Consider the following 21299-nt stretch of genomic DNA (forward strand, 5'->3'; position numbering starts at 1 on the left):
TCACGGCCATCGCTATGCCCGCTTCCGAAGTCTCACCCGCGTCGCCTGCCAATGCCTGCTTGCCGCCGCCGCCCAAAACATCAAGAAGATCACCATGGCGCTCACCAAAGCACCCAAACCAGCCATGACATGAAGGCCAAGGCTACAAACTTCGCCCTGCCTCACAACCAAACTTGAAACAACCAACCCTCCAAAAACAAAACCCGCCGAAAATATCGACGGGTTTGTCAGCGGGCTGAGCCCGACTTTGTCGGGCTTTTTTTGTGCCTGGATTCTGGCAGGCCTACATCCGAACTTCGATGGAAATAACAGATGCTGCATCTGGAAATAATGAAACGGCATCTTCAAAGTCGCCAAAAGCAGGGGCAAAATTCACAAGGCATATCAGTGGTTTATCGGACCATACTTTTTATGGATGGAAGATTCAGATCAGCTTTGAGAGAAGGCGATCTGGGTAGGGCACGATTGGGGAGCGGTGGTCGTCTGGAATATCGCCAGCCACCATCCGGACCGTTGCCTCGCGGTCGCCAACCTGTGCATACCCTACGCGACGTTCGAGCGGGGACTTGATGTGCTCGTCGGGCTGGTCAACCGCGATCTATACCCGCAAAGCGAATATCCGTTCGGTAACTGGGAGTACCAGCGCTACTACGAAGAGCATTTCGAGAAGGCCACAAGCGCCATGGAGGCGAACGTCGCAGCAATGCTGCTCATCATCGAACGCCACTATCATGTCTTCGACTTTCCGAATGTTGGTAAGCGCTGCCAGCATCGTTTCAGACATCCCGATCTCCTTCGCTTCGAGCCGAAAGAACCGCATGAAAAGCAGTTCATCACAAGGAACTTGCTGTCTTTGGTTGATAAAGGCCGCGTACGTTCGAACAGCTCTTGTTCTGACTCCATCATGGGGGGCCTGGATCCCAAGGTATTCTCACCCGCAGGTTCCGAGTAGGGCATCTGACCGAGGCAGCTGGTCGCGGTGTTAAGGTTGCGGGTATGTAAAATAGACGAACACAGACCGGACGAGATCAGCTAATTTCTATCGGCTGCTGTCGCGCACAATCAGTTCGGGCGAGATCCTGACATCAACGCCTTGCTTTCCATCAAGGATATCGAGGATCAATTCCGCGGTTCTCACGCCGATTTCACGCGCGAAGGCATTAATCGTGGTCAAAGTGGGCACGCAGACTTCGCCGATTTCGTAATTACCGAAGCCACCGATCGCAAAACGCTCCGGCACGGGAACGCCCAAGCGACGACACTCTGTAAGCGCGCCATAGGCCGCAAGGTCCGACACGCAGACGACAGCTTCAGTGTCCGGGTAGATTTCGATCAGCTTTGCCATCGCATTCGCCCCTTCCCTCATCGAGATGGGCGGCAGTCCGGCGGCAATGAGGCGCGATGCGTCGAGCCCATGTACTTGCATTGCTGCAGCAAAGCCAATCCGCCGCTCGCTGCCGCGCGTATCGCGCCCGACATCGCCACCGATGAAGGCAATACGGCGATAGCCAACTCGGACGAAGTGATCCACCATGTCGCGAACCGCATTGGCGTTGGAAAATCCGACATAATGGTCGATCGGCTCGGCGGGTATGTCCCAGGTCTCGATCACCGGGATATGGACCGTCTCCAACAAACGTCGCCCGCGCTCCGTATGTTTGCCGCCGGTCACGACAATTGCCTGCGGCTTGCGGCGCAAGAGCTGCTCGATAAGCCGCTCCTCCTCCTGCGTGTTGTAATTGGTGTAGCCCAACAGGATCTGCATGTCGCGTGCGGCCAGCGTATCCGAAAGCCCCCCGACGGTATCTGCAAAGTTGGCGTTGTTGATCGAAGGGATTGTCACCGCGACGAAACCGGACTTCTGCGAGCGCAGGTTTGAGGCCGTACTGTCGAAAACATAGCCGAGCTCCTCGGCAGCCCGGAGGATGGCCTCTCTCCTCTCCTTGCTGATCAGGCTGTCGGCTTTGAAGGCACGCGACACCGTCATCGGGGAAACCCCCGTGACGCGGGCGACGTCTGCCATGGTCGGCGGTTTGCGAGTGTTGCTCATCTATGGCCCATGTTATCGTTACCATAGAATAATATGTCTTTAGTTCGAATGGCAAGAGGTCACCATCCTCAAATGAAAATGCGGAGCCTTCCGGCTCCGCACCCACCATGCTCAAGCAAAATGAGATTAAAGCACGAATTCGTGGGCGACCGTAACGTGATGATGAATGCGTCCCTCAAAGAAGCGGGACAGCACCGCCTCGGTCGCCGCACGGGCTTCGGCACGAACCGGGCTCGCAAGCGCGGCTTCGACTGCTTCCATGTCCGGATAATTGACGGCAAGAATCATCGGATATTCCGGTGCACCTTCGTCTCTGGCTTCTGCGAAGGAAACGCGCACATCCAGAGCACCTGGAAATTGCTTCCATTTCGGAAGGATGGTCTTAATGACCGCGTCGCGAAACGCGTCGGCCTCGCCGTCCTTAACCTTGCCTTCGAATAGTGCGTATCGGGTAATCATTCGGCGATCTCCTTGTTCGGCCCCTTGAAAAATTCCATCAATGCCGCTTGGTCCTCGCCGCCGAGCCCGGCTGCCGTCAGCATGCGGTGTATTTCAGCGCAGACCGCGGTCAGCGGCATGGCGGTGTTGGTGCGTCGGGCGAGGTCCTGCGCACCGTTCAGATCCTTGACCATGTTGTCGATGCGGCCCGTCCGACGGTAGTCCTTGGCGACGTAACGCGGCATGTATTCCTGGAGAATGGCGCTATCGGCTCGTCCCCCTTTCAATGCCTGCGGTATCTTGGCGGCATCAACGCCAGCATCGAGCGCCAGTTGGGTCGCTTCGGCAACAGCGAGAAAGTTCAGCGCGCAGAGCACCTGGTTGATCAGTTTCGTGGTCTGGCCCGCACCGGGCGGGCCCATATGGGTATAGTTCGAGGCGACGTGACGAAGCACCTGATGCGCATCCTTGACGTCTTCTTCGAGGCCCCCGGCCATCAGCGTCAATTGGCCGATCAGGGCCTTCGGCGCACCGCCGGACAGCGGACTATCCACCCAGCGCAGGCCCTTTTCCTGAGCATCCGCCGCCAATTCCTTGGTCGCCTCGGGGTCGATGGAGGACATGTCGATGACTAGCGTTCCGGGCCTGGCGCCTTCGGCGACACCGCCGGGGCCGAATACCGCGGCACGCACGATCCGCGGCGAGTTCAAACTGAGAATGACATAGTCCGATACGGAGGCGGCAAGGGCGGCACTTGCCGCAGCATAAGCTCCCTTCGCCGTCAGCGCGGCTACCTTTTCGTTGTCGAGATCGAAGACCGTCAGATGGTTACCCGTTTCCACAAGGCGCTCACCGATGGCTCCGCCCATCGCGCCCGCGCCGATCAGCGCAACTTTGCTGCTCATAGCTTTTCCTCCTCCAGCGCGGCAATAACAGCCGCTATGACCGCATCAAACGGTTGATCGATATCGACGGTGATTGCCTGCTCAGCCGGCCCAGGCGGCTCAAGTGCAGCGAACTGGCTCTCGAGCAAGGCGGCCGGCATGAAATGTCCCTGCCGCGCCTGCAGGCGAGCAGCGATCACTTCTTTTTTCCCAGCAAGATGGATGAAACGCACGGGCCCATCGACGGCTGCACGAATCCTATCGCGATAAATCTGCTTCAGCGCCGAACACCCGATCAGCGCCGTTCCCTCGGCTTGCGCGAGACACTCTCCGATGCTGTTCAGCCACGGCCACCGATCCGCGTCGGTTAGCGGCACACCCGCACTCATCTTGGCGACGTTCGCCGCCGGATGAAGGTCGTCGCCGTCGATGTAGGCGCCCGACAGATGATAGGCGAGCGCTGCGCCGACAGATGATTTGCCGCAGCCGGAAACGCCCATGATGACGAACCGTCGCGGCCGCATCGCTTTAGAGTGAAGCTGTGATGCCGCCGTCAACATAAAGCACATGTCCGTTGACAAAGGAGGATGCATCGGAGGCAAGGAAGATGCAGGCGCCGACGAGTTCCTCGACGCGCCCCCAACGGCCGGCGGGCGTGCGCTTCTCAAGCCATGCGGAGAAATTGGCATCGGCGACCAGCGCCGCATTCAATGGCGTGTCGAAATAGCCCGGCGCAATGGCATTGCATTGCAGTCCGTATTTCGCCCAATCCGTCGCCATACCCTTGGTAAGATTGCCGACTGCACCTTTGGTTGCTGTATAGGGTGCAATCGAGGGCCGTGCCAGCGCAGTCTGGACGCTGGCAATATTGATGATCTTGCCGGCGCCGCGTTTGATCATGTGGCGTGCAACGGCCTGACCGACGTTGAAGACACTCGATATGTTGGTTCGAAGAAGTCGTTCGAATGCGTCTGCGGGAAAATCTTCCAAGGGCGTGCGGAACTGCATGCCGGCATTGTTGACCAATATGTCGATGTCGCCGATTTTGGCTTCGAAATCATCGATAGCGTGCCGAGCAGCCTCGTGATCCGTCGCGTCGAAGGGCAAGATCCGCGCTATGCCGTCAAAGCGAGCCGCAGCTTTCGCTAGCTTTTCCACATCGCGGCCGTTGAGCACCAGCTCGGCGCCCGCCGCCGCCAGTCCTTGGGCAAGGGCCAAGCCGATGCCTTGCGACGAACCCGTCACAAGCGCGCGCCGCCCTTTTAGATCGAAGAGGCCAAGAGACACGATTTCCTCCTTTTGCATCTCGACAAATGCCGATATCCCTGTTTATGTTATCGATAACATCCAGTGTCAAGGCCAGTATAAGGGAGGAAACGAAAAGATGGAAAAGCCGGCTATCCTGCAGGTGGGTCCCTATCCGCAATGGGACCAGGAACCCCTTGACGCAGCGTTTCGCGTCCATCGCTATTTCGAAGCAGCGGACAAAGCTGCGCTTCTGGCGGAAGTCGGGCCATCCATAAGAGCAATTGCCACGCGCGGCGAACTCGGCGCCAACAGCGCCATGATCGAAGCCTGCCCAAACCTGGAACTGATCTCAGTCTACGGCGTCGGCTTCGATGCGGTCGATCTTAACGCCTGCCGGGCACGAAGCATTCGCGTGACGAACACGCCCGACGTTCTGACCAATGATGTTGCCGATCTGGGAGTTGCCATGATGCTTTGCCAATCGCGCGGCATGCTCGGCGCCGAGACATGGGTGCGAGACGGAAGCTGGGGCAGCAAGGGCCTTTATCCGTTGAAGCGGCGCGTTTGGGGACGGCGGGCCGGCGTTCTCGGCCTTGGCCGGATCGGCTTTGAGGTCGCCAAACGACTGAAAGGCTTCGACATGAAGATCGCCTACTCCGATGTCGAGGCGAAACCTTATGCAAGCGACATGGAGTTCGTGAGCGATCCGGTGAAACTTGCAGAGCAATCCGATTTTCTTTTCGTGACGCTGGCGGCCTCGGCCGTGACGCGCCACATCGTTGGACGCGATGTTATCGAGGCGCTTGGCCCCGAAGGCATGCTGATCAACATATCGCGCGCCTCAAACATCGATGAGGAAGCGCTACTGGACGCGCTCGAAGCGCGCAAGCTTGGATCGGCTGCACTCGATGTCTTCGAAGGCGAGCCGAAGCTCAATCCACGTTTTCTGGCGCTGGACAATGTGCTTTTGCAGCCCCACCATGCTTCGGGCACGATCGAGACCCGCAAGGCCATGGGTCAGCTCGTCCGTGATAATCTTGCCGCCCATTTTGGCGGCCAGCCGCTGCCGACCCCCGTTCTTTGAGGAGAAAGACATGAAGGCCATCGTCGCTCACGCCGCCAAGGATGTGCGGATCGAGGAGTATCCGGACGAAGAGCCGGGTGCCGGTGAGGTCAAGCTTCAACTCGCCACCGGCGGTATCTGCGGCAGCGACCTGCATTATTACAATCACGGCGGCTTCGGCACCGTGCGCCTGAAGCAGCCGATGATTCTGGGACACGAGGTCAGCGCAACGATTACGGCCCTCGGCGCCGGCGTTCAGGGGCTCGAAATCGGCCAGCTCGTCGCCGTTTCGCCATCACGCCCGTGTCGGACCTGCCGTTATTGCCAGCAGGGCCTGCACAATCAGTGCCTGAACATGCGCTTTTATGGCAGCGCCATGCCTTTTCCGCATATTCAGGGCGCATTCCGCGAAACGCTGGTTGCCGATGCCATTCAATGCGTCCCCGCCGACGGTCTGACGACCGGTGAAGCGGCGATGGCCGAACCTTTGGCCGTCACCTTGCACGCGACGAAGCGCGCCGGCGAGATGCTGGGCAAGCGCGTTCTCGTTACCGGCTGCGGACCGATCGGTGTCCTATCTATCTTGGCTGCCCGCCGTGCCGGTGCCGCGGAAATCGTCGCGACCGATCTTTCGGATTTCACGCTCTCGGTTGCCAAGCAGGCCGGCGCGGATAGGGTCATAAATACGAAGGACGAACCGGAAGCGCTTACCGCCTATTCGGCCGATAAGGGCACTTTCGACATTCTCTACGAATGCTCAGGGGCTGCCGCCGCGCTTGCCAGTGGGATTGCCGCACTGAGACCCCGTGGGATCATCGTGCAACTGGGTCTTGGCGGCGACATGACACTGCCGATGATGGTCATCACCGCCAAGGAACTGGATCTGCGCGGCTCATTTCGCTTCCATGAGGAATTTGCCGTCGGCGTCGAGCTGATGCGCAAGCGTTTGATCGACGTCAGGCCGCTGATTACCCATTCCGTACCGCTTGCCGAGGCGATCGGCGCTTTCGAGATTGCGTCGGATCGCAGCCGGGCCATGAAGGCGCAGATCGTCTTCTCCTGAAGGCGCGCCTTCCAGAGCGATGCCGCACCACGGCAAAATGAAAGGTTAAATGGAAGATGTCGTTTTTCGAGATTATGGATCCGGCTTTCGGTAAGTTTGTCCTCGGCAATGCTCCCGTCAAACCGATTGCAAGCGGATTTGATTGGGTCGAGGGGCCTGTCTGGTTTGGAGACCTCAATTGCCTTCTCTTTTCCGACATCCCCAATAATAGCATTATGCGCTGGATCCCGGGTGTCGGCACCAGCGTCTTTCGCGAACCGTCGAACTTTGCGAATGGACATACCCGCGACCGGCAAGGCCGTCTGGTAAGCTGCGAACACGGCAGCCGCAGCGTGACCCGCACGGAATTTGACGGTTCGATCACCGTGATTGCAGACCGTTATCAGGGCAAGCGGCTGAATTCGCCGAACGATGTCATCGTGGCTTCCGATGGCGCGATCTGGTTCACGGACCCGCATTACGGCATCGCCACGGATTACGAAGGATACAAAAGCGAGCAGGAACTGCCTTGCAATGTCTATCGCGTCGATCCTTCAGGTTCGATCGCAGCCGTGCTTACCGATTTCAATTGTCCGAACGGACTGGCATTCAGCCCGGATGAAAAGAAGCTTTATGTTGCAGACACCGGTCGCATGCACAGTGATGATCAACGCCATATCCGCGTCTTTGATGTGGCCGAAAACTGGCATCTGACTGGCGGCGACGTCTTTCATCAGATCTCGCCGGGTTGCGCCGACGGAATGCGGCTGGACAGCGACGGCAATCTCTGGTCCTCGGCTGGCGACGGCGTCCATTGCATCGCTCCCGACGGACATCTGATGGGTAAGCTGTTGATTTCCGAGACGGTTTCAAATCTTTGCTTTGGCGGGCGCGGCAAACACAAGCTTTTCATTACGGCAACGACGAGCGTTTACGCGATTTCCTTGAACCGGCGCGGAGCGAATTGATCGAAATACTCGGGAGGGCTTCCGATTAGACTCCTCAGCACATGCTTCGCGGAACGCTGAGAGGCAATGCAACTTTGGGCTCCACGCGGCTGCTCATCGACAAAGTGGCCGGTGTGCTCTGGCGGCGGATCTCGGTGACAAGATGTTCGGCGAGCCTGACGGCAAAGGCGACGGCGGGAAGCGTGGGATTAGCTTGCCCCGACGTGGGGAAAACGCAGGAGCCGGCGATATAGAGGTTAGCAATGTCGATGACGCGGCAATTGTGGTCAACGACAGCGTGGTTGCGATCCACGCCCATCTTGGTCAACCCGATCTGATGGTAGCCGTCCTTGGCTTGCGCAACGATATGCTCTCCGAGATTTTCGGAAGCTACGTCGAATATCAGCTTGCCTATTTTTCGTTCCTTGAGCCAACGATCAAGCGCGAGATGTGCATGAAGCGTCCCGCGAATATCTTGAGGCAGATATTGGAATGAGACCTCTAGCTTGAACTGGCCGTCCGCATCTTGCTCGCCCTTGAGGAAGGCGCGGTTTGAACTGATTGGAATTTGCTCCCCATGGTAACGAAGGCCATACCTCATGTCGGGCCTGCGCAGCACAAGATATGGTTCGGCTAAACCATATTTTTGGCGAAACAAGGCAAGCGCGGAATAGGTCGCACCAAGCGGATTGTGCAATACATTATTCAGCACACTGGAATAGCGGGATCGATCGGCTTCGCTCCATGCCGCCTTGTGAACGACGGCCTTTCGACTGTTCCAGAGATATAGCAGCGAGAGCGCCGGGTCGGTTTCGCCGAAAGCAGCCCTCCGGTTCGTCGGCCAAAACGCGATATTCGGCAGTTCAAGTGCCCGTTGCAACGTGGGGCCGGGTTGAAACCGATTGCACACGAAGGTTCCGTTGGATGTGCGTTTGAAAAGATATCGTTCGGCATGCTCCTTAGTGGCAAATTCGATCTGGGCGATCTGGCCAGCGATGTGCCCCATGTAAAAGCGCCCGAGCGGCCCATCGCTCCCACCGAACAATTGCGGAAACCAAACCTGGAGATTCAGAAGAAGCCGGGTATTGCCCCTGCCCCCACACGCCAGCACATAGTGATCGGCGCGCACCCCGTACGAACCACCGCGGCAGGCGATCGACATGGAGTGAAGCCGTCCTTCCACCGGGTCGAATGTCAGGGATTTTACCCTCGCATCCAGGGCGACGAAGAGGTTCTTCGAAGAAGCGAGCTCAGCCCTGTTGGCCCTCGCCGTGTTGCGTATTCGTGTCCAGCTTTCCCGCGATATTGGGAAATCGTTATCGGGTTCTGGTTCCGGTCCCGATCGCTCGCCGACATTGCTGCTCAAAAGAGCCCGCGCCCGCTCATAGAAAGGCGAAATCTTTTCGTGAGAAATGGGCCAACCGGAGTGCGCAACATAATCTCTCGTTTCGAAATCTATATCGTCCAGCTCAACGCATTGCCCGCCCCACCGCTCGGACGTGCCGCCAAGTCCGGTCGCCGAAGTGACTTGGTCTGCCGCGTGATGGACATCGTCTCCTATATCGAACCCGGTCTCGTTTCTTTGCGGTCGTTTCGATTGTTTCGGCCCGGCCTCGAGAAGCAGCGTTCGCATGCCGCGCCTGCTCAATTCCAGCGCAGCGGCAATGCCGACGGGGCCCGCACCCACGACACACACGTCGAACACCTGCTGAAAAACCTCTAGATCCGCAAACATTTTGTCCCCCGATTTCGAGCTAACGTCATAAGACAGCAGCCGCAGTCACGCTTCCATCCCCTCAAAGAAGCGTGGATCGGTCTCGGCGCGATCGCCAGCGGATTGAACGTGGAGGCGCGGACCTAGCGCAGCACGCTAATGTTTTACCTGTCGCACGACAATTTCGCCTAAAGTAGAATGAAAATTGCTCGTGGATCGAGCGAAAGGATTAGTGGACGGCTTGTATAGCCTAGCTTTTTCCAGGGAGCGTTGCAGGTTATGACGCTCGCAGGTTGAATTCGTTTAATCTACTTAAGCGCGTGTTTTTCGAAAATTCAGCAATGATGTTTCTAGCAGCAATCACCGGGCGGGATGGCGAGGACTCCACAAACCGGTGGGAAGAATCCCAGGAACTGTCGAGTATCCTATGGATGAGCGCCTGATTTTCGTCCGACACCGGCCAGGCGAATTCGCGGCCGACGAGGAAATGGGAGACATCGGCCAGCAGCCGCAAGTCCGGAATACGATCAAGCAGATCGAGGGTAAAGAACAGATCGGTCGTCATGCGGTCGCGGTGCGTCTCTATGAAGACATCGATGCCTGCCTCGTTGCCCAGCCGCTGCCAGCCCTCAAGCAGAGGAAGGCAATCCTCAAGGCGCCGCAATCGGACATCGGGCTGGAGGCAGATGTGATGCACATTGTATTCGGCGGCGATCTCAAGCACGGGCTTCAGATCGTCAATGCTCTTCGGAAAGCATTGTCCTTCGGCCTGCAAACCATGGTGCTTCAATAACTCCGCGATGCGGCGGACAGCGTCGCGATCGGTCCAATGGGCGCTAATGCCATCGAAGGCAGCGGCGGCAATCTTTTCCAAGTTCTCCTCGAGAGTGAGTTCCGGATGTTTCGCGCTACGTCGCTCCATGGCCCAGAGCGACTGGAATATGAGCATGCTCTGCATCGTGCCTCCCCATCAGTGAACTACTGAGATCACGACTCCCATGTCTTTGCCAGACGCCTCGGTGATGGGTTTTGATCATGGTAGCACTTCATTGCAAAGCAGATGTCTTTGCGCGCGGCGCGCCGACGCTCTGAGGGTTTTTCATCAAAATACTCTCGGACGTTGATAGGGGCTATCGCTAACTCTTCTTGGGTGACCGATCGGGTCGTTGTTTCCTGGGAGGAGAACATGCTGAAATTTCTTGGCGCAACTGCGCTCGTGCTCGTGCTGTCATCGCAAGCCTATGCCGCCGATCGGATCGGCGTTTCGATGGGCTTTCTGACGACCAATTTGCAAACCCTGATCTCCAACGGCATGCAGGATTACGCCAAGACCAAAGGCATCGATCTGCAGGTGGAAGATGCCGCCAACGACGTCAACAAGCAGGTGGATCAGGTGCGAAACTTCGCAGCCGGCGGCGTCTCGGCGATCATCGTCGACCCCGTGGATTCAGACGGTACGCCCGCAATGAGCAAAATTGCCGAAGAGACCGGCATTCCGCTGATCTATGTCAACATTCAGCCGACCGACCTGTCGAGCCTCGGCAAAAAGCAGGCCTTCGTCGGATCGAACGAAACGGAATCCGGAACGCTGCAGACGAAGGAGGTCTGTCGTATGCTAGGCGGCAAGGGTGACATCGTCATCATGGTCGGCGATCTCACAAGTCAGGCCGCCCGGCAGAGGACTGCGGACGTGCATGATGTCTTGAAGTCCGGCGAGTGCAGCGGCATCAAGATCCTTCGTGAACAGGTGGGCAACTGGAGACGCGTCGACGGCGCCGACCTTGTTTCCAATTGGCTGACCAGCGGCCTGAAATTTGATGCGGTGATCGCCAATAATGACGAGATGGCACTTGGAGCAATCGCCGCACTCAGGAGGGCCGGCGGTTCGACCGACAAGACGCTCATCGCCGGCATCGACGCCGCCCGACGCGCTCCAGGCAATGAAGGCTGGCGACCTCAAGGTAACCGTGTTCCAGGATGCCAAGGCGCAGGGTCGAGGTGCTGTCGACACCGCCTTGAAGGCGATGAAGGGTGACCAGATCGACAGGGAAGTGTGGATCCCGTTCAAGCTGGTGACCAACGAGAACATGAGCCAGTTCGAGCACCTCAACTGAGCAGAATCCTGCGATCACCTATCAGCAGCAACAAAGGCAACCGTATTTGACATTTTGGAAGGCCGGCGGCCTCCCTTTTCATCCCATGCCATCTGGTGCGAACGCCTTACCGTTTGCCCTGAGTAATTTTCATCAAAACTCTGCTGTCGTTTCGAGCCGGGCTCGGTGAGACTGATCGCATAAATTCCGTTAACTGGGACACCACACATGGACGACACGCTTTACGGCACGCGCGACAAACGAGGAGACTGGAAGCCCAACAAGCTCCTCAAATATCCCCCAGTCTTCATCTGGCCGGCGCAACCGGCCGCCTTCCTGAAATGGTTCTTTGGCTATCCCGGCTATCTCATGCCTTGGAACGCCGTCTACGCAGTCGTCGCAGCGCTGCTCTGGTTCTATGCGACCCCCTCGATGGAGACGATGAAATCCCTCGAGCCCGGCTGGATCGCCTACCTCCTCGCGCGCAATGCCACCCTAGTATCCCTGTTCTTTGGCGCATTTCATCTGCGGCTTTACATGCAGAAGAAGCAGGGAACGAGTTTCAAATATAACGGCAAGTGGCCGTCGACGAACAACTCCGCATTTCTCTTCGGCAATCAGACCATCGACAATGTGATCTGGACATTCGCAAGCGCCGTGCCGCTTTGGACGGCCTTCGAAGTGCTCACCCTATGGGCCTTCGCAAACGGCATCATTCCTTATGTCGATTTTGCCGAACACCCCGTCTATTGCGCTGCAATTATGCTTTTGGTGCCGGCATTCCGCGATCTGCACTTTTATCTGGTCCATCGTCTGATCCACTGGCCGCCGCTCTATCATACAGTTCACAAGCTACATCATAACAACGTGAATCCCGGTCCGTGGTCCGGCCTCGCAATGCACCCCGTCGAGCATCTGCTGTATTTCTCGGGCGTGCTCATCCATTGGATCGTCCCCTCCAGTCCAATCCATGCCCTCTTCCATCTCACCCATGCCGCCCTCGCCCCAGCTCCCGGCCATGCGGGCTTCGAAAAGATCGTGATCGCAGATGATACCGCGATCGACACCCATGCTTATGATCACTACCTGCATCACAAGTTTTTCGAGTGCAATTACGCCGACGGCGTCATTCCGCTCGACAAGTGGTTTGGCACGTTTCATGACGGCTCTAAAGAGGCCGAAGACCGCATGAACAGGCGTTTTATGGAGCGGGCAAAGAAATACGCCGAAAAGCAGGCGCGGAGCTCTGGAACCGCTGGCTGACCCAACGCCGGAGCGCGTCCGGGCTCGTCCCGATCGGGCAACTATCTCCCCCCGCCTCCGCAGCCGTTGAAGGCGGGAAATGCCGGAGCCTGCGAGCCCTCCTTCGCAGGCTCCGCCTTGACCTCTCAGGTGGGCAACGAAAAATGTCCGATGTTTTCCGCTGTATAGGTCAGGAATGGAACCGGATCCCGGCTGACGGGCACGTCGATGACACCCATTCTCGAAAGAACGGTGTCCAATGCGCGCCTTGCCTGGGTTTCCGGGGCTTGATCGAGGACAAGCGTCATCAGCCCTGAAACGATGAACCGGCGTGTTTCGTCGTTGAGTTCATGCGCGATCCAGACGAAATCCCTCTTATCCTGCTGCCGATAGCGCTGAAGAACCGATCCCACCCCGAGATTGGCACCGCCCGCATTATAGACGCCGACGACATCCGTTCCGCGGCGTAGCGCCTGGGTCAGCGTTTCCGCGGACCTCACATCGTCATCGAAGCCGAAGACGACCTCCGAAAACCGATGCGTGGGGTTACCTTGGGCGGCAAGATAATCGGAAAAGCCGCGAATGCGCTCCTTGTGAATTTGGTAGGCCCAGCTATGACAGACGGCGACGATACTTCCGGCCGCAGGTCGAAGCATTCGCGACATATAAAAGCCTGCGGTTCGTCCGGCGGCGTAGTTGTCGATGCCCACGAACACATCGTCCCGGCCCTCCGCATAGGATACGATCTGGACGACCTCGATACCGGCACTTCGTGCCCGATCCAGGCTCTCCCTGATTTTCGGATGATCGAGGGCCACAACAATCAGCGCGTGACGACGAATAGCGCTGTTCGATATATGCGCAGCAAACTTCTCCGGATCGTTCTCCTCGACGAAGGTTCGGTGAACGGTGATGGAGCTGTCCAGCGAGGCGGCAATTCGCTCAAATGCGCGATTGAGTCTGCTGAAGAACGGCGACTCCGGTCTTACCAGGATAACCTCGATGCGGATTGTTCCGCGATAGAGATTGGGGATCACCCCCTTGTACCCCAGGCGTTTGGCGGCGAGCACCACCTTCTCCGCCGTGTGTGGTTTAACGCCTCCTCGCTCATTGAGAACGCGCTCGACCGTCGCAATGCCGACCCCTGCGGCGGCCGCAATGTCGACCAAGCGGGTTTTCTTCATTCCGGTCCTCCCTTGATCAAAAATGATCATAATCGACGTGGAATGTGAAGCGCTATTTCGCGCATTGTTAATGGTGCTCAGGGAGGAAAAGCTGAGTGCAATCAAGGCCAAATGTCCCATGGGCCGGCGCCATGCTCCTCCCACAACATCTTTGCGCTGGTGGCAAGCCGCCAGCGACCAATAGCGAGGAGGCATGAAATGACGACATGGATCGAAGCGTGTGCGGCCGACGATATCGAGCAGGAGGACGTCGTCCGCTTTGATCACGCCGGGAAAACTTTTGCGATCTACCGAAGCCCCGACGACGAATATTTCGCGACGGACGGACTGTGTACCCATGAGAAGATCCATCTCGCCGCCGGCCTGGTCATGGACGACATCATCGAATGTCCAAAACACAACGGGCGCTTCAGCTACAAGACAGGCGAGGCCCGCGGTGCGCCGGTATGCGTCAATCTGCGAACCTACCCGGTCAAGCTGGAAGGCGATCGTATCATGATCGGGATCGGAGCATGAGCGAGGACGCGGGCATCGTTATCGTCGGCGCAGGCGAATGCGGCGCACGCGCGGCCCTAACCCTGAGGGAAAACGGTTACGCGCATTCCATTACGCTCATCGGCGACGAGGTTCATCTTCCCTATCAGCGGCCGCCTCTTTCCAAGCAGGTGCTGCTTGCTGCCACAACGCCGCAGACATCAGCCGTTCTCAGCGAGGTTGTGCTCAACGAACGGGTAATCCGGCATATAGGCGGCGCGTCGGCAAACGCAATCGATGCCGACCGCAAGCAGGTGACCTTGTCGGACGGCCGAACGTTGCCCTATCACAAGTTGCTGTTAACGACCGGCGCTGAACCGAGACGGCTGCCGAATGTTCCGGCTGGTGGGCGGATCCTCTATCTCAGGACGATCAACGATGCGCTTGCGCTTCGCCCCTGGATCAGCGCCGATATCCACGTGGCGGTGCTTGGGGGCGGTTTTATCGGCCTCGAGGTCGCCGCCTCGGCTCGCAGCCGCGGCGCGAGGGTCACGGTGATCGAAAGCCAGGAGCGCATACTCAAGCGCGGCGTGCCCGAACCCATCGCCGCAGCAATCACCTCCCTGCATCATCGTAACGACGTTGTCGTGAAATGCGGCGTGGCGGTGAGTGACATCGCTGCCACCGAACAATGTGTCAGTATTCCGCTCTCGGACGGAACCGAGATCACAGCGGACGTGCTTGTCGTCGGCATTGGTGCACAGCCACGCACTGAACTCGCCATCCAAGCTGGTATTGCTATCGACAACGGCATTGCCGTCAATGAGCGTCTCGAAACTTCGGTGGCGGATATCTATGCTGCCGGCGACTGCTGCTCGTTTCCGCATCCGCTATATGGCGGGCGCAGGCTTCGACTGGAAGCATGGCGGAACGCGCAGGATCAAGGCATCCTTGCTGCGGCGAATCTGGCGGGCGCTTTCCGCAGTTACGAAGCCGTTCCCTATTTCTGGTCCGATCAGTTCGATCATACACTGCAGATCGCCGGCCTCGTCGACGAAGGACACACAGTGGTCCGTAGAGACTTGAGCGACGGTGCGTTCATTCTCTTTCATCTCGATCTTTCTCAGCGGCTGGTGGCAGCAAGCGGCATAGGCCCTGGCAATAGGATTGCCAAAGACATCAAGTTGAGCGAGATGCTGATTGCCAAACGGATCACGCCGCCAATTGAGGCTTTAGCAGCCGACACGAATTTGAAATCTCTGCTGCCAAGAGCTGCGTAGCGGGTCACTACTACTCAAGTTCTAAATCGCCCTACACCATTCTCACACACGCAGTCCTTCTCATGTGACGATTCAGCTTTTGGCGCCTTTATGAGGCCCAACCGCGACTGCCTCATTTTCTCGACAAGGCCGCCAGGACCATGCCCAACACCCGCATCATGAAACCTTTCGATTTTTGAGCCGTTGTCGTGCTTATGACCGACACAAAATTTAATCGGAAATCGGTCGATGGCACCGAACGGGACGGTGCCGAGAAGTCGCGCCAAGAGAAGGCATCGACTGTCGAGGTCGCGTCGCCGCCCAATGTCGTCGAACCCGATCCCACGATGACGCCTGACGAGGCCGAGCAGGCGCGCAAGAGGTATTTGCTACGGCGTTTCTGGATCAGTGCGCGTGGTTATTGGAGCCGCAGCGGCGACGGGCTCGCCTGGCCATGCTCAATCGGGCTGTTGATACTGATCGGCACCAATGTCGGCTTTCAGTATGGGATCAATATCTGGAATCGCGCGATTTTTGACGCCATAGAGCAACGCAACGCCAGCACCGTCTATTTCCTGAGCGCCGTATTCCTGCCTCTCGTGCTTGGAAGTGTCGCCCTTGTCACTATCCAAGTCTACATTCGCATGATGATCCAGCGACGCTGGCGTTCCTGGCTGACGACCGCGGTCATCGCGCGCTGGCTGGCAAATGGCCGGTATTATCAGTTGAATCTCATCGGCGGCGACCACAAGAACCCCGAAGCGCGCATTTCGGAGGATTTACGGATTGCTACCGAATCGCCGGTCGATTTCATCGCCGGTGTCCTTTCCGCATTTCTGTCTGCTTCGACCTTCATCGTGGTGCTCTGGACGATCGGCGGGGCCTTGACCCTGACAATCGCCGGCTCGGCCGTCACTATTCCCGGCTTCTTAGTGGTTACCGCAGTCCTCTACGCTGCGATCACGTCAAGCTCAATGGCGATCATCGGCCGCCATTTCGTCCACGTCTCCGAGGTGAAAAATCAGGCGGAAGCCGAATTTCGCTATACGCTGACACACGTTAGGGAAAACGGTGAGAGTATCGCATTGCTCGGCGGCGAAGAGGAGGAGCGTAGCGACCTCGACAAGACATTTGCCAATGTGCTCAGGCAATGGGCGCTCCTGGCGCACCAGCACATGCGTACAACGCTTGTGTCGCAGGGATCGAGCCTGTTTGCGCCCGTCGTGCCGATTTTGCTTTGCGCTCCAAAATTTCTCGAAGGCAGCATGACACTTGGACAGGTCATGCAGGCGGCCTCTGCTTTCGCCATCGTTCAGAGCGCGTTCGGATGGCTGGTCGACAACTATCCCCGCCTCGCCGATTGGAACGCCTGTGCACGGCGCATAGCTTCGCTAATGGTATCGCTCGACGGGCTCGAGGGCGCGGAACAGAGCAATGCCTTGGGACGCATCAAGCATGGCGAAACCGAAGGCAATGCGATGGTCAGCCTGAACGATCTCTCGGTCTCGCTTGACGATGGCACCGCTGTGGTCAAGGAGACCCAGGTCGTGATCGAACCGGGCGAGCGGGTGCTGGTGGCTGGAGAATCCGGTTCAGGCAAGAGCACGCTGGTGCGGGCCATCGCAGGTCTTTGGCCATGGGGTGGCGGCAGTGTCAATTTCCACGCCGACAGACGACTGTTCATGTTGCCGCAGCGACCTTACATTCCTTCCGGGACGCTTCGCCGCGCCGTCGCCTACCCAAGTGCCGCCGATAGCTGGACGCTGGAAGAGATCAAGGCGGCCCTCGTCAAAGTGGGGCTGGACTACCTGAACGACAAGATCGAAGAAGAGGCGCCTTGGGATCAGACATTGTCGGGTGGCGAAAAGCAAAGACTCGCCTTTGCGCGTCTCCTGCTACACAACCCCGATATCATCGTGCTGGATGAAGCGACATCGGCGCTCGATGAGAAAAGTCAGGACAAGATGATGGAGATGGTGATCCAGGAATTGCCGAAGGTCACCATCATAAGCGTGGCGCATCGCGCTGAGCTGGAAGCCTTTCATAGCCGCAAAATCACACTGGAGCGGCGCGAGGGCGGCGCAAAGCTTGTCAGCGATATTGATCTTGTCCAAAGCGATAAAAGACGGAACTTGCTTCTGCGCTTTGTAGACAATCGGCGCTCGCTGCCGAAAGACAAGACGCGACGGGATAAGGCGGCGCTCCCCGCGAATAAGAACTAGAGCATCGCATTGATGGAGGTCATGTCGCATGCATCACTTTGGCCTAAGAAAGCTACTTGGTGTTTGCTGCATAGCGCTGTGTCGTGGCCGATACAAAGCGGATTACAAACTACATTGCCGCTCTCCATTGCGGTCGTACTGACGGTGCTCCTTATCATGGCCGTCATCCTCGTTTTGGGTTCCGTCACCATATGGGCGTTCGGCACGGTCCGGCAGACTGTCATCGCCAATGTTGCGAGATACCAGATGCTGTACCAGGGGGCGGCCGACTGGCTCCAAGAGCGGGGATTTGTCGTCGCGGCCTTCTGGACGGATAACAACAGCGTCCTCTGGATCGTCAGATTCATCCAGCAGATAGCCGCACGAGTGGGGCAAACGATGAGCTCCTGCGTGGTGGTTCTCGCCTATGTTCTAAGGGGTTTGGTCGAGACAGGTCCGGCCAAGAGGCGCCTGGAAGAAACTGGCAACACGGCCCCTCCCCCGCATCGTATCAGCAGGCTGCAGCGAATCCGCCCGCTAGCTGCGATGGTATCTCTGGGTGCGCATGATCATGAGCTTCATTACAGCAGCAACGATCACGGCGTTTGCGTTTTTTGCCGGAATTTCGTTTCCCGTGGAGTGGGGCATCATTGGGTTCACTCTGGACTTCATCCCCTTCATCGGCCCTCAAATTGCTACCGCCTCGCCCTTTCTCTTCGTTCTCGCTCAACTTGGAGACGCGGGTTTTGCGGTGTTCGCTTTTGTTTGCCTCACCGCTATTCAGTCCTTGCTTGGAAGTTATGTTGAGGCCAAAATATCCGGAGGCGCATTGCATATCTCCCCCTTCGTTATTCTGCTTTCCATCTTTCTATGGACGTTTCTCTGGGGAACTTACGGCGCCTTCATCGGGGTCCCAATCGCCATTGTCGTGGCCTCGCTCAGTCGCGCGATGCTCGGCATCAGCGAACCGACCGGAGCAAACAAGCTCGCGGTCGCACCGAAAGGAAATGTTATTTCTTCAACCGGCGTATAGGAGGCCAATATGTCAGATCTCGTGGTTCTCGGATTCGATCATCCCGATAAAGCAGATGCGATCCTCAACAGACTCACCCAGCTCGGGAAGGAATATCTGATCGACCTTGAGGATGCAGTCGTTGCCGTCAGCGATCCACAGGGTAAGATCCATCTGAAACAGAGCTACCATCCAACGGCATCTGGCGCGGCTGCGGGGGTGCTGAGCGGCGCAGCCTGGGGCACGCTTGTGGGTCTTTTGTTTCTCAATCCATTGGCGGGGCTTGTCCTTGGAGGCGCGATCGGGGCTGGATCCGGTGCACTGGCGGGCTCACTGGTCGACTACGGAATCGACGACAACTTTATCAAATCATTGGCCAGTACCATTCCTCACAACAGCTCCGCATTGTTCCTGCTCATCCGCAAGGTTCAGCCTGAGAAGGTATTGGCGGAATTTGCCGGGGAGAACGCAAAAGTCCTCCGCTCCTCGCTATCGCCAGAACAGGAAGGAAAACTTCAGCAGGCTTTGAGCTCGCATCCCGCTGCAGCACGAGCAACTTGACGGCGCTCACACAAGTGAACGGGTGGGCTGCTCGCGAGCCTGGAGCAAAAGCGGCTCGCGCCAGCCCGTCCAGTTCACACCTATGCCGGTCTGGCGAAGTTTCCGGCTGCCCAATCTGACGAAGAGATTTCATGAAGTCTTCTCCGCACCGCCTCTTGTTGTCCTTGTCGAGTACCGGTCTTGCACTTGCCGCGATTTTCTTTGCGTTGTCTCTGACGCCGAGCCTGATGCCGCGATCCTACGTCATCCAAGGCGCTCTTTCCGGGGTTTGCGCAAGCGCCGGGTACCTTCTCGGCATCGCGCTTGCCTGGTTGTGGCGCTATCTCGAACTCCCCTTACGACGGGGACCTGGCGATAATGTGCGGCTGACCATTGCTTTCATCGGCCTGCTTGTTGCCATTGGCTTCCTCTGGCGCGCGGAGGATTGGCAAAACTCTATCCGGGAGTTGTGGCATATGACGCCGGTCGATAGCGCCGAGCCGATCAAACTGGCCGGCGTGGCGGCAGCAATTTTCGTGACACTGTTTCTCCTCGGAACCTTGTTCAGATCGATATTTATCTGGTTCTCGACGATGTTTTCTAAGCGCATACCTCATCGGCTGGCGGTGGTATTTGGCCTCACCATCGCATGTCTGCTGTTCTGGTCGATCGGTCAGGGCATTTTGCTCAGGGCAGCGCTGCACTTGGCGGACAGTTCGTTTCAGGCTGCCGACGCTCGTATCGATGAGGATATTCCCGCTCCCTTAGCAATGGACAAAACCGGCAGTGCGCAATCGCTTGTATCGTGGCGAGGGCTGGGCCGCCGGGGAAGACATTTCATCGCCTCAGGGCCGAGCGCCGCGTCGATTGGTGAATTCTGGCAGGCTTCGGCCGAGGAGCCCATCCGGGTTTATGTCGGTTTGAACAATGTCAAAACAGTCGAGCAGCGCGCGAAACTTGCTCTCCGCGAATTGCAAAGGCAAGGCGGTTTCGACCGCTCGCTGCTCGTCATCATCGTTCCGACCGGAACGGGTTGGGTGGACCCGGCCGCCATGGATACGTTGGAGTATCTTCATCGCGGCAACGTTGCCAGTGTGGCGCTTCAATATTCCTATCTTTCAAGCTGGCTCTCGATTCTGGTCGAACCGGAATACGGCGCAGAATCGGCACGGGCGCTTTTTCGAGAAATCTATGGCTATTGGACGACCCTACCGCATGACCGGCGGCCGAAGCTCTATCTTCACGGGCTGAGTTTGGGTGCGCTCAACTCCCAACTCTCCACGGACCTCTTGGATGTGGTCGGCGATCCCTATCAGGGTGCGTTATGGAGCGGACCGCCCTACCAGAGCGAAATGTGGCGGACAGTGACTGAGGGTAGGCTTCCCGGCTCTCCCGCATGGTTGCCCCGCTTCCGCGACGGCTCGATCATCCGCTTTACCAATCAGGACAACGCTCTCAACTTCCCGGGAGCAAAATGGGGTGCAATGCGCATCGTTTATCTGCAATATGCCAGCGATGCAGTGACCTTCTTTGAGCCACAGTCGTTCTATCGAGAGCCGGCATGGATGAAGCGCAAGAGAGGCCCGGATGTGTCTCCGCGATTACGGTGGGTGCCCGTCGTCACCATGCTTCAGCTCCTCTTCGACATGGCAATCGCGACGACGTCTCCGATCGGATACGGCCATGTCTATGCGCCCGAGCACTACATTGATGCGTGGGTTGCTGTGACAGCACCTGTTATCTCCGCGAACCAAGTCCATGAGCTCAAAGAGCGGTTTTCACGCGGCGAGGCGAATTGAGAAAAGTCCTGTTGTCACTTGGAGGCGATGCTGTCCACCCGGCTACAGAAAACGAGCCGAGTGGTCGGAATCGTTAGGACGAGCATGCCGTTCTCCTACTCGACATTCG

Annotated in this window: 18 protein-coding genes and 3 pseudogenes; 12 read left to right on the forward strand and 9 right to left on the reverse strand. The window is 57.7% G+C overall.

The features are described 5' to 3' along the window. Nucleotides 1-448 precede the first annotated feature (448 nt). Nucleotides 449-625 (forward strand): annotated as a pseudogene (locus tag QDY28_RS29160) (alpha/beta fold hydrolase); the annotation flags it as partial. A gap of 414 nt (nt 626-1039) precedes the next feature. Here QDY28_RS29160 and QDY28_RS29165 read toward each other — a convergent pair. The 5 genes from QDY28_RS29165 to QDY28_RS29185 all read right to left on the reverse strand — a co-directional run bounded on the left by QDY28_RS29165 (nt 1040) and on the right by QDY28_RS29185 (nt 4659). Then, nucleotides 1040-2050, reverse strand: coding sequence for a LacI family DNA-binding transcriptional regulator (locus QDY28_RS29165; RefSeq protein WP_331384696.1), 1011 nt, complete (start codon nt 2048-2050; stop codon nt 1040-1042). 126 nt (nt 2051-2176) lie between these two features. Next, a complete protein-coding gene (locus QDY28_RS29170; protein ID WP_331384697.1) occupies nt 2177-2509 on the reverse strand; it encodes a hypothetical protein in 333 nt (110 codons plus the stop codon). Continuing rightward, nucleotides 2506-3393 carry an NAD(P)-dependent oxidoreductase gene (locus QDY28_RS29175; protein ID WP_331384698.1) on the reverse strand — a complete coding sequence of 296 codons (888 nt, stop codon included), beginning with the start codon at nt 3391-3393 and terminating at the stop codon, nt 2506-2508. Before QDY28_RS29175 ends, QDY28_RS29170 begins: the two co-directional genes overlap by 4 nt. Then, nucleotides 3390-3932 (reverse strand): gluconokinase, encoded by a 543-nt coding sequence (locus QDY28_RS29180; protein ID WP_331384699.1) that lies wholly within the window; start codon nt 3930-3932, stop codon nt 3390-3392. The genes QDY28_RS29175 and QDY28_RS29180 overlap by 4 nt, the downstream gene beginning before the upstream one ends. Further along, nucleotides 3901-4659, reverse strand: coding sequence for an SDR family oxidoreductase (locus QDY28_RS29185; RefSeq protein WP_331384700.1), 759 nt, complete (start codon nt 4657-4659; stop codon nt 3901-3903). Before QDY28_RS29185 ends, QDY28_RS29180 begins: the two co-directional genes overlap by 32 nt. A gap of 97 nt (nt 4660-4756) precedes the next feature. Between QDY28_RS29185 and QDY28_RS29190 the strand changes: the two genes are divergently transcribed. Genes QDY28_RS29190 through QDY28_RS29200 form a run of 3 tightly spaced genes read left to right on the forward strand, consistent with a single transcriptional unit; the run spans nt 4757 to nt 7693 of the window. Next, on the forward strand, nt 4757-5704 hold the full coding sequence (locus QDY28_RS29190; RefSeq protein WP_331384701.1) for a 2-hydroxyacid dehydrogenase: 948 nt from the start codon (nt 4757-4759) through the stop codon (nt 5702-5704). Nucleotides 5705-5714: 10 nt separating this feature from the next. Beyond that, nucleotides 5715-6746 carry an L-idonate 5-dehydrogenase gene (locus QDY28_RS29195; protein WP_331384702.1) on the forward strand — a complete coding sequence of 344 codons (1032 nt, stop codon included), beginning with the start codon at nt 5715-5717 and terminating at the stop codon, nt 6744-6746. Nucleotides 6747-6802: 56 nt separating this feature from the next. After that, nucleotides 6803-7693, forward strand: a complete 891-nt coding sequence (locus tag QDY28_RS29200; RefSeq protein ID WP_331384703.1) for an SMP-30/gluconolactonase/LRE family protein — start codon at nt 6803-6805, stop codon at nt 7691-7693. Nucleotides 7694-7727: 34 nt separating this feature from the next. Here the strand turns inward: QDY28_RS29200 and QDY28_RS29205 are convergent, their stop codons facing one another. From QDY28_RS29205 to QDY28_RS29215, 3 genes and pseudogenes are all read right to left on the reverse strand, one after another. Next, complete coding sequence (locus QDY28_RS29205) at nt 7728-8369, reverse strand: GMC family oxidoreductase (RefSeq protein WP_331384704.1); 642 nt, start codon at nt 8367-8369, stop codon at nt 7728-7730. 942 nt (nt 8370-9311) lie between these two features. Continuing rightward, nucleotides 9312-9407, reverse strand: a pseudogene (locus QDY28_RS31140) (hypothetical protein); the annotation flags it as partial. A gap of 256 nt (nt 9408-9663) precedes the next feature. Continuing rightward, on the reverse strand, nt 9664-10344 hold the full coding sequence (locus QDY28_RS29215; RefSeq protein WP_442967615.1) for a sugar phosphate isomerase/epimerase family protein: 681 nt from the start codon (nt 10342-10344) through the stop codon (nt 9664-9666). A 228-nt stretch (nt 10345-10572) separates the two neighbouring features. Between QDY28_RS29215 and QDY28_RS29220 the strand changes: the two are divergent. Together QDY28_RS29220 and QDY28_RS29225 are read left to right on the forward strand one after the other, a co-directional pair. Next, nucleotides 10573-11500 (forward strand): annotated as a pseudogene (locus QDY28_RS29220) (sugar ABC transporter substrate-binding protein). Between the two features lie 207 nt (nt 11501-11707). Next, nucleotides 11708-12742, forward strand: a complete 1035-nt coding sequence (locus QDY28_RS29225) for a sterol desaturase family protein (protein WP_331384707.1) — start codon at nt 11708-11710, stop codon at nt 12740-12742. Between the two features lie 125 nt (nt 12743-12867). On the opposite strand, the gene QDY28_RS29230 is transcribed toward QDY28_RS29225, so the two are convergent. Continuing rightward, entirely contained in the window at nt 12868-13905 is a 1038-nt protein-coding gene (locus QDY28_RS29230; RefSeq protein ID WP_331384708.1) for a LacI family DNA-binding transcriptional regulator, read from the reverse strand. Between the two features lie 198 nt (nt 13906-14103). Here QDY28_RS29230 and QDY28_RS29235 point away from each other — a divergent pair, with 198 nt between their 5' ends. The 6 genes from QDY28_RS29235 to QDY28_RS29260 all read left to right on the forward strand — a co-directional run bounded on the left by QDY28_RS29235 (nt 14104) and on the right by QDY28_RS29260 (nt 21190). Then, complete coding sequence (locus QDY28_RS29235) at nt 14104-14421, forward strand: MocE family 2Fe-2S type ferredoxin (RefSeq protein WP_331384709.1); 318 nt, start codon at nt 14104-14106, stop codon at nt 14419-14421. Continuing rightward, a complete protein-coding gene (locus QDY28_RS29240) occupies nt 14418-15659 on the forward strand; it encodes an NAD(P)/FAD-dependent oxidoreductase (RefSeq protein ID WP_331384710.1) in 1242 nt (413 codons plus the stop codon). The genes QDY28_RS29235 and QDY28_RS29240 overlap by 4 nt, the downstream gene beginning before the upstream one ends. Nucleotides 15660-15853: 194 nt before the next feature. Continuing rightward, nucleotides 15854-17860 (forward strand): ABC transporter ATP-binding protein/permease, encoded by a 2007-nt coding sequence (locus QDY28_RS29245; protein WP_331384711.1) that lies wholly within the window; start codon nt 15854-15856, stop codon nt 17858-17860. Between the two features lie 538 nt (nt 17861-18398). Further along, nucleotides 18399-18872 (forward strand): AI-2E family transporter, encoded by a 474-nt coding sequence (locus QDY28_RS29250; protein ID WP_331384712.1) that lies wholly within the window; start codon nt 18399-18401, stop codon nt 18870-18872. A gap of 9 nt (nt 18873-18881) precedes the next feature. Beyond that, nucleotides 18882-19412, forward strand: coding sequence for a DUF1269 domain-containing protein (locus QDY28_RS29255; protein ID WP_331384713.1), 531 nt, complete (start codon nt 18882-18884; stop codon nt 19410-19412). A gap of 131 nt (nt 19413-19543) precedes the next feature. Continuing rightward, a complete protein-coding gene (locus QDY28_RS29260; RefSeq protein WP_331384714.1) occupies nt 19544-21190 on the forward strand; it encodes an alpha/beta hydrolase in 1647 nt (548 codons plus the stop codon). Nucleotides 21191-21299 lie beyond the last annotated feature (109 nt).

Origin of the sequence: Rhizobium sp. BR 362, from assembly GCF_036528765.1 — a bacterium.
Taxonomy (GTDB): domain Bacteria; phylum Pseudomonadota; class Alphaproteobacteria; order Rhizobiales; family Rhizobiaceae; genus Rhizobium.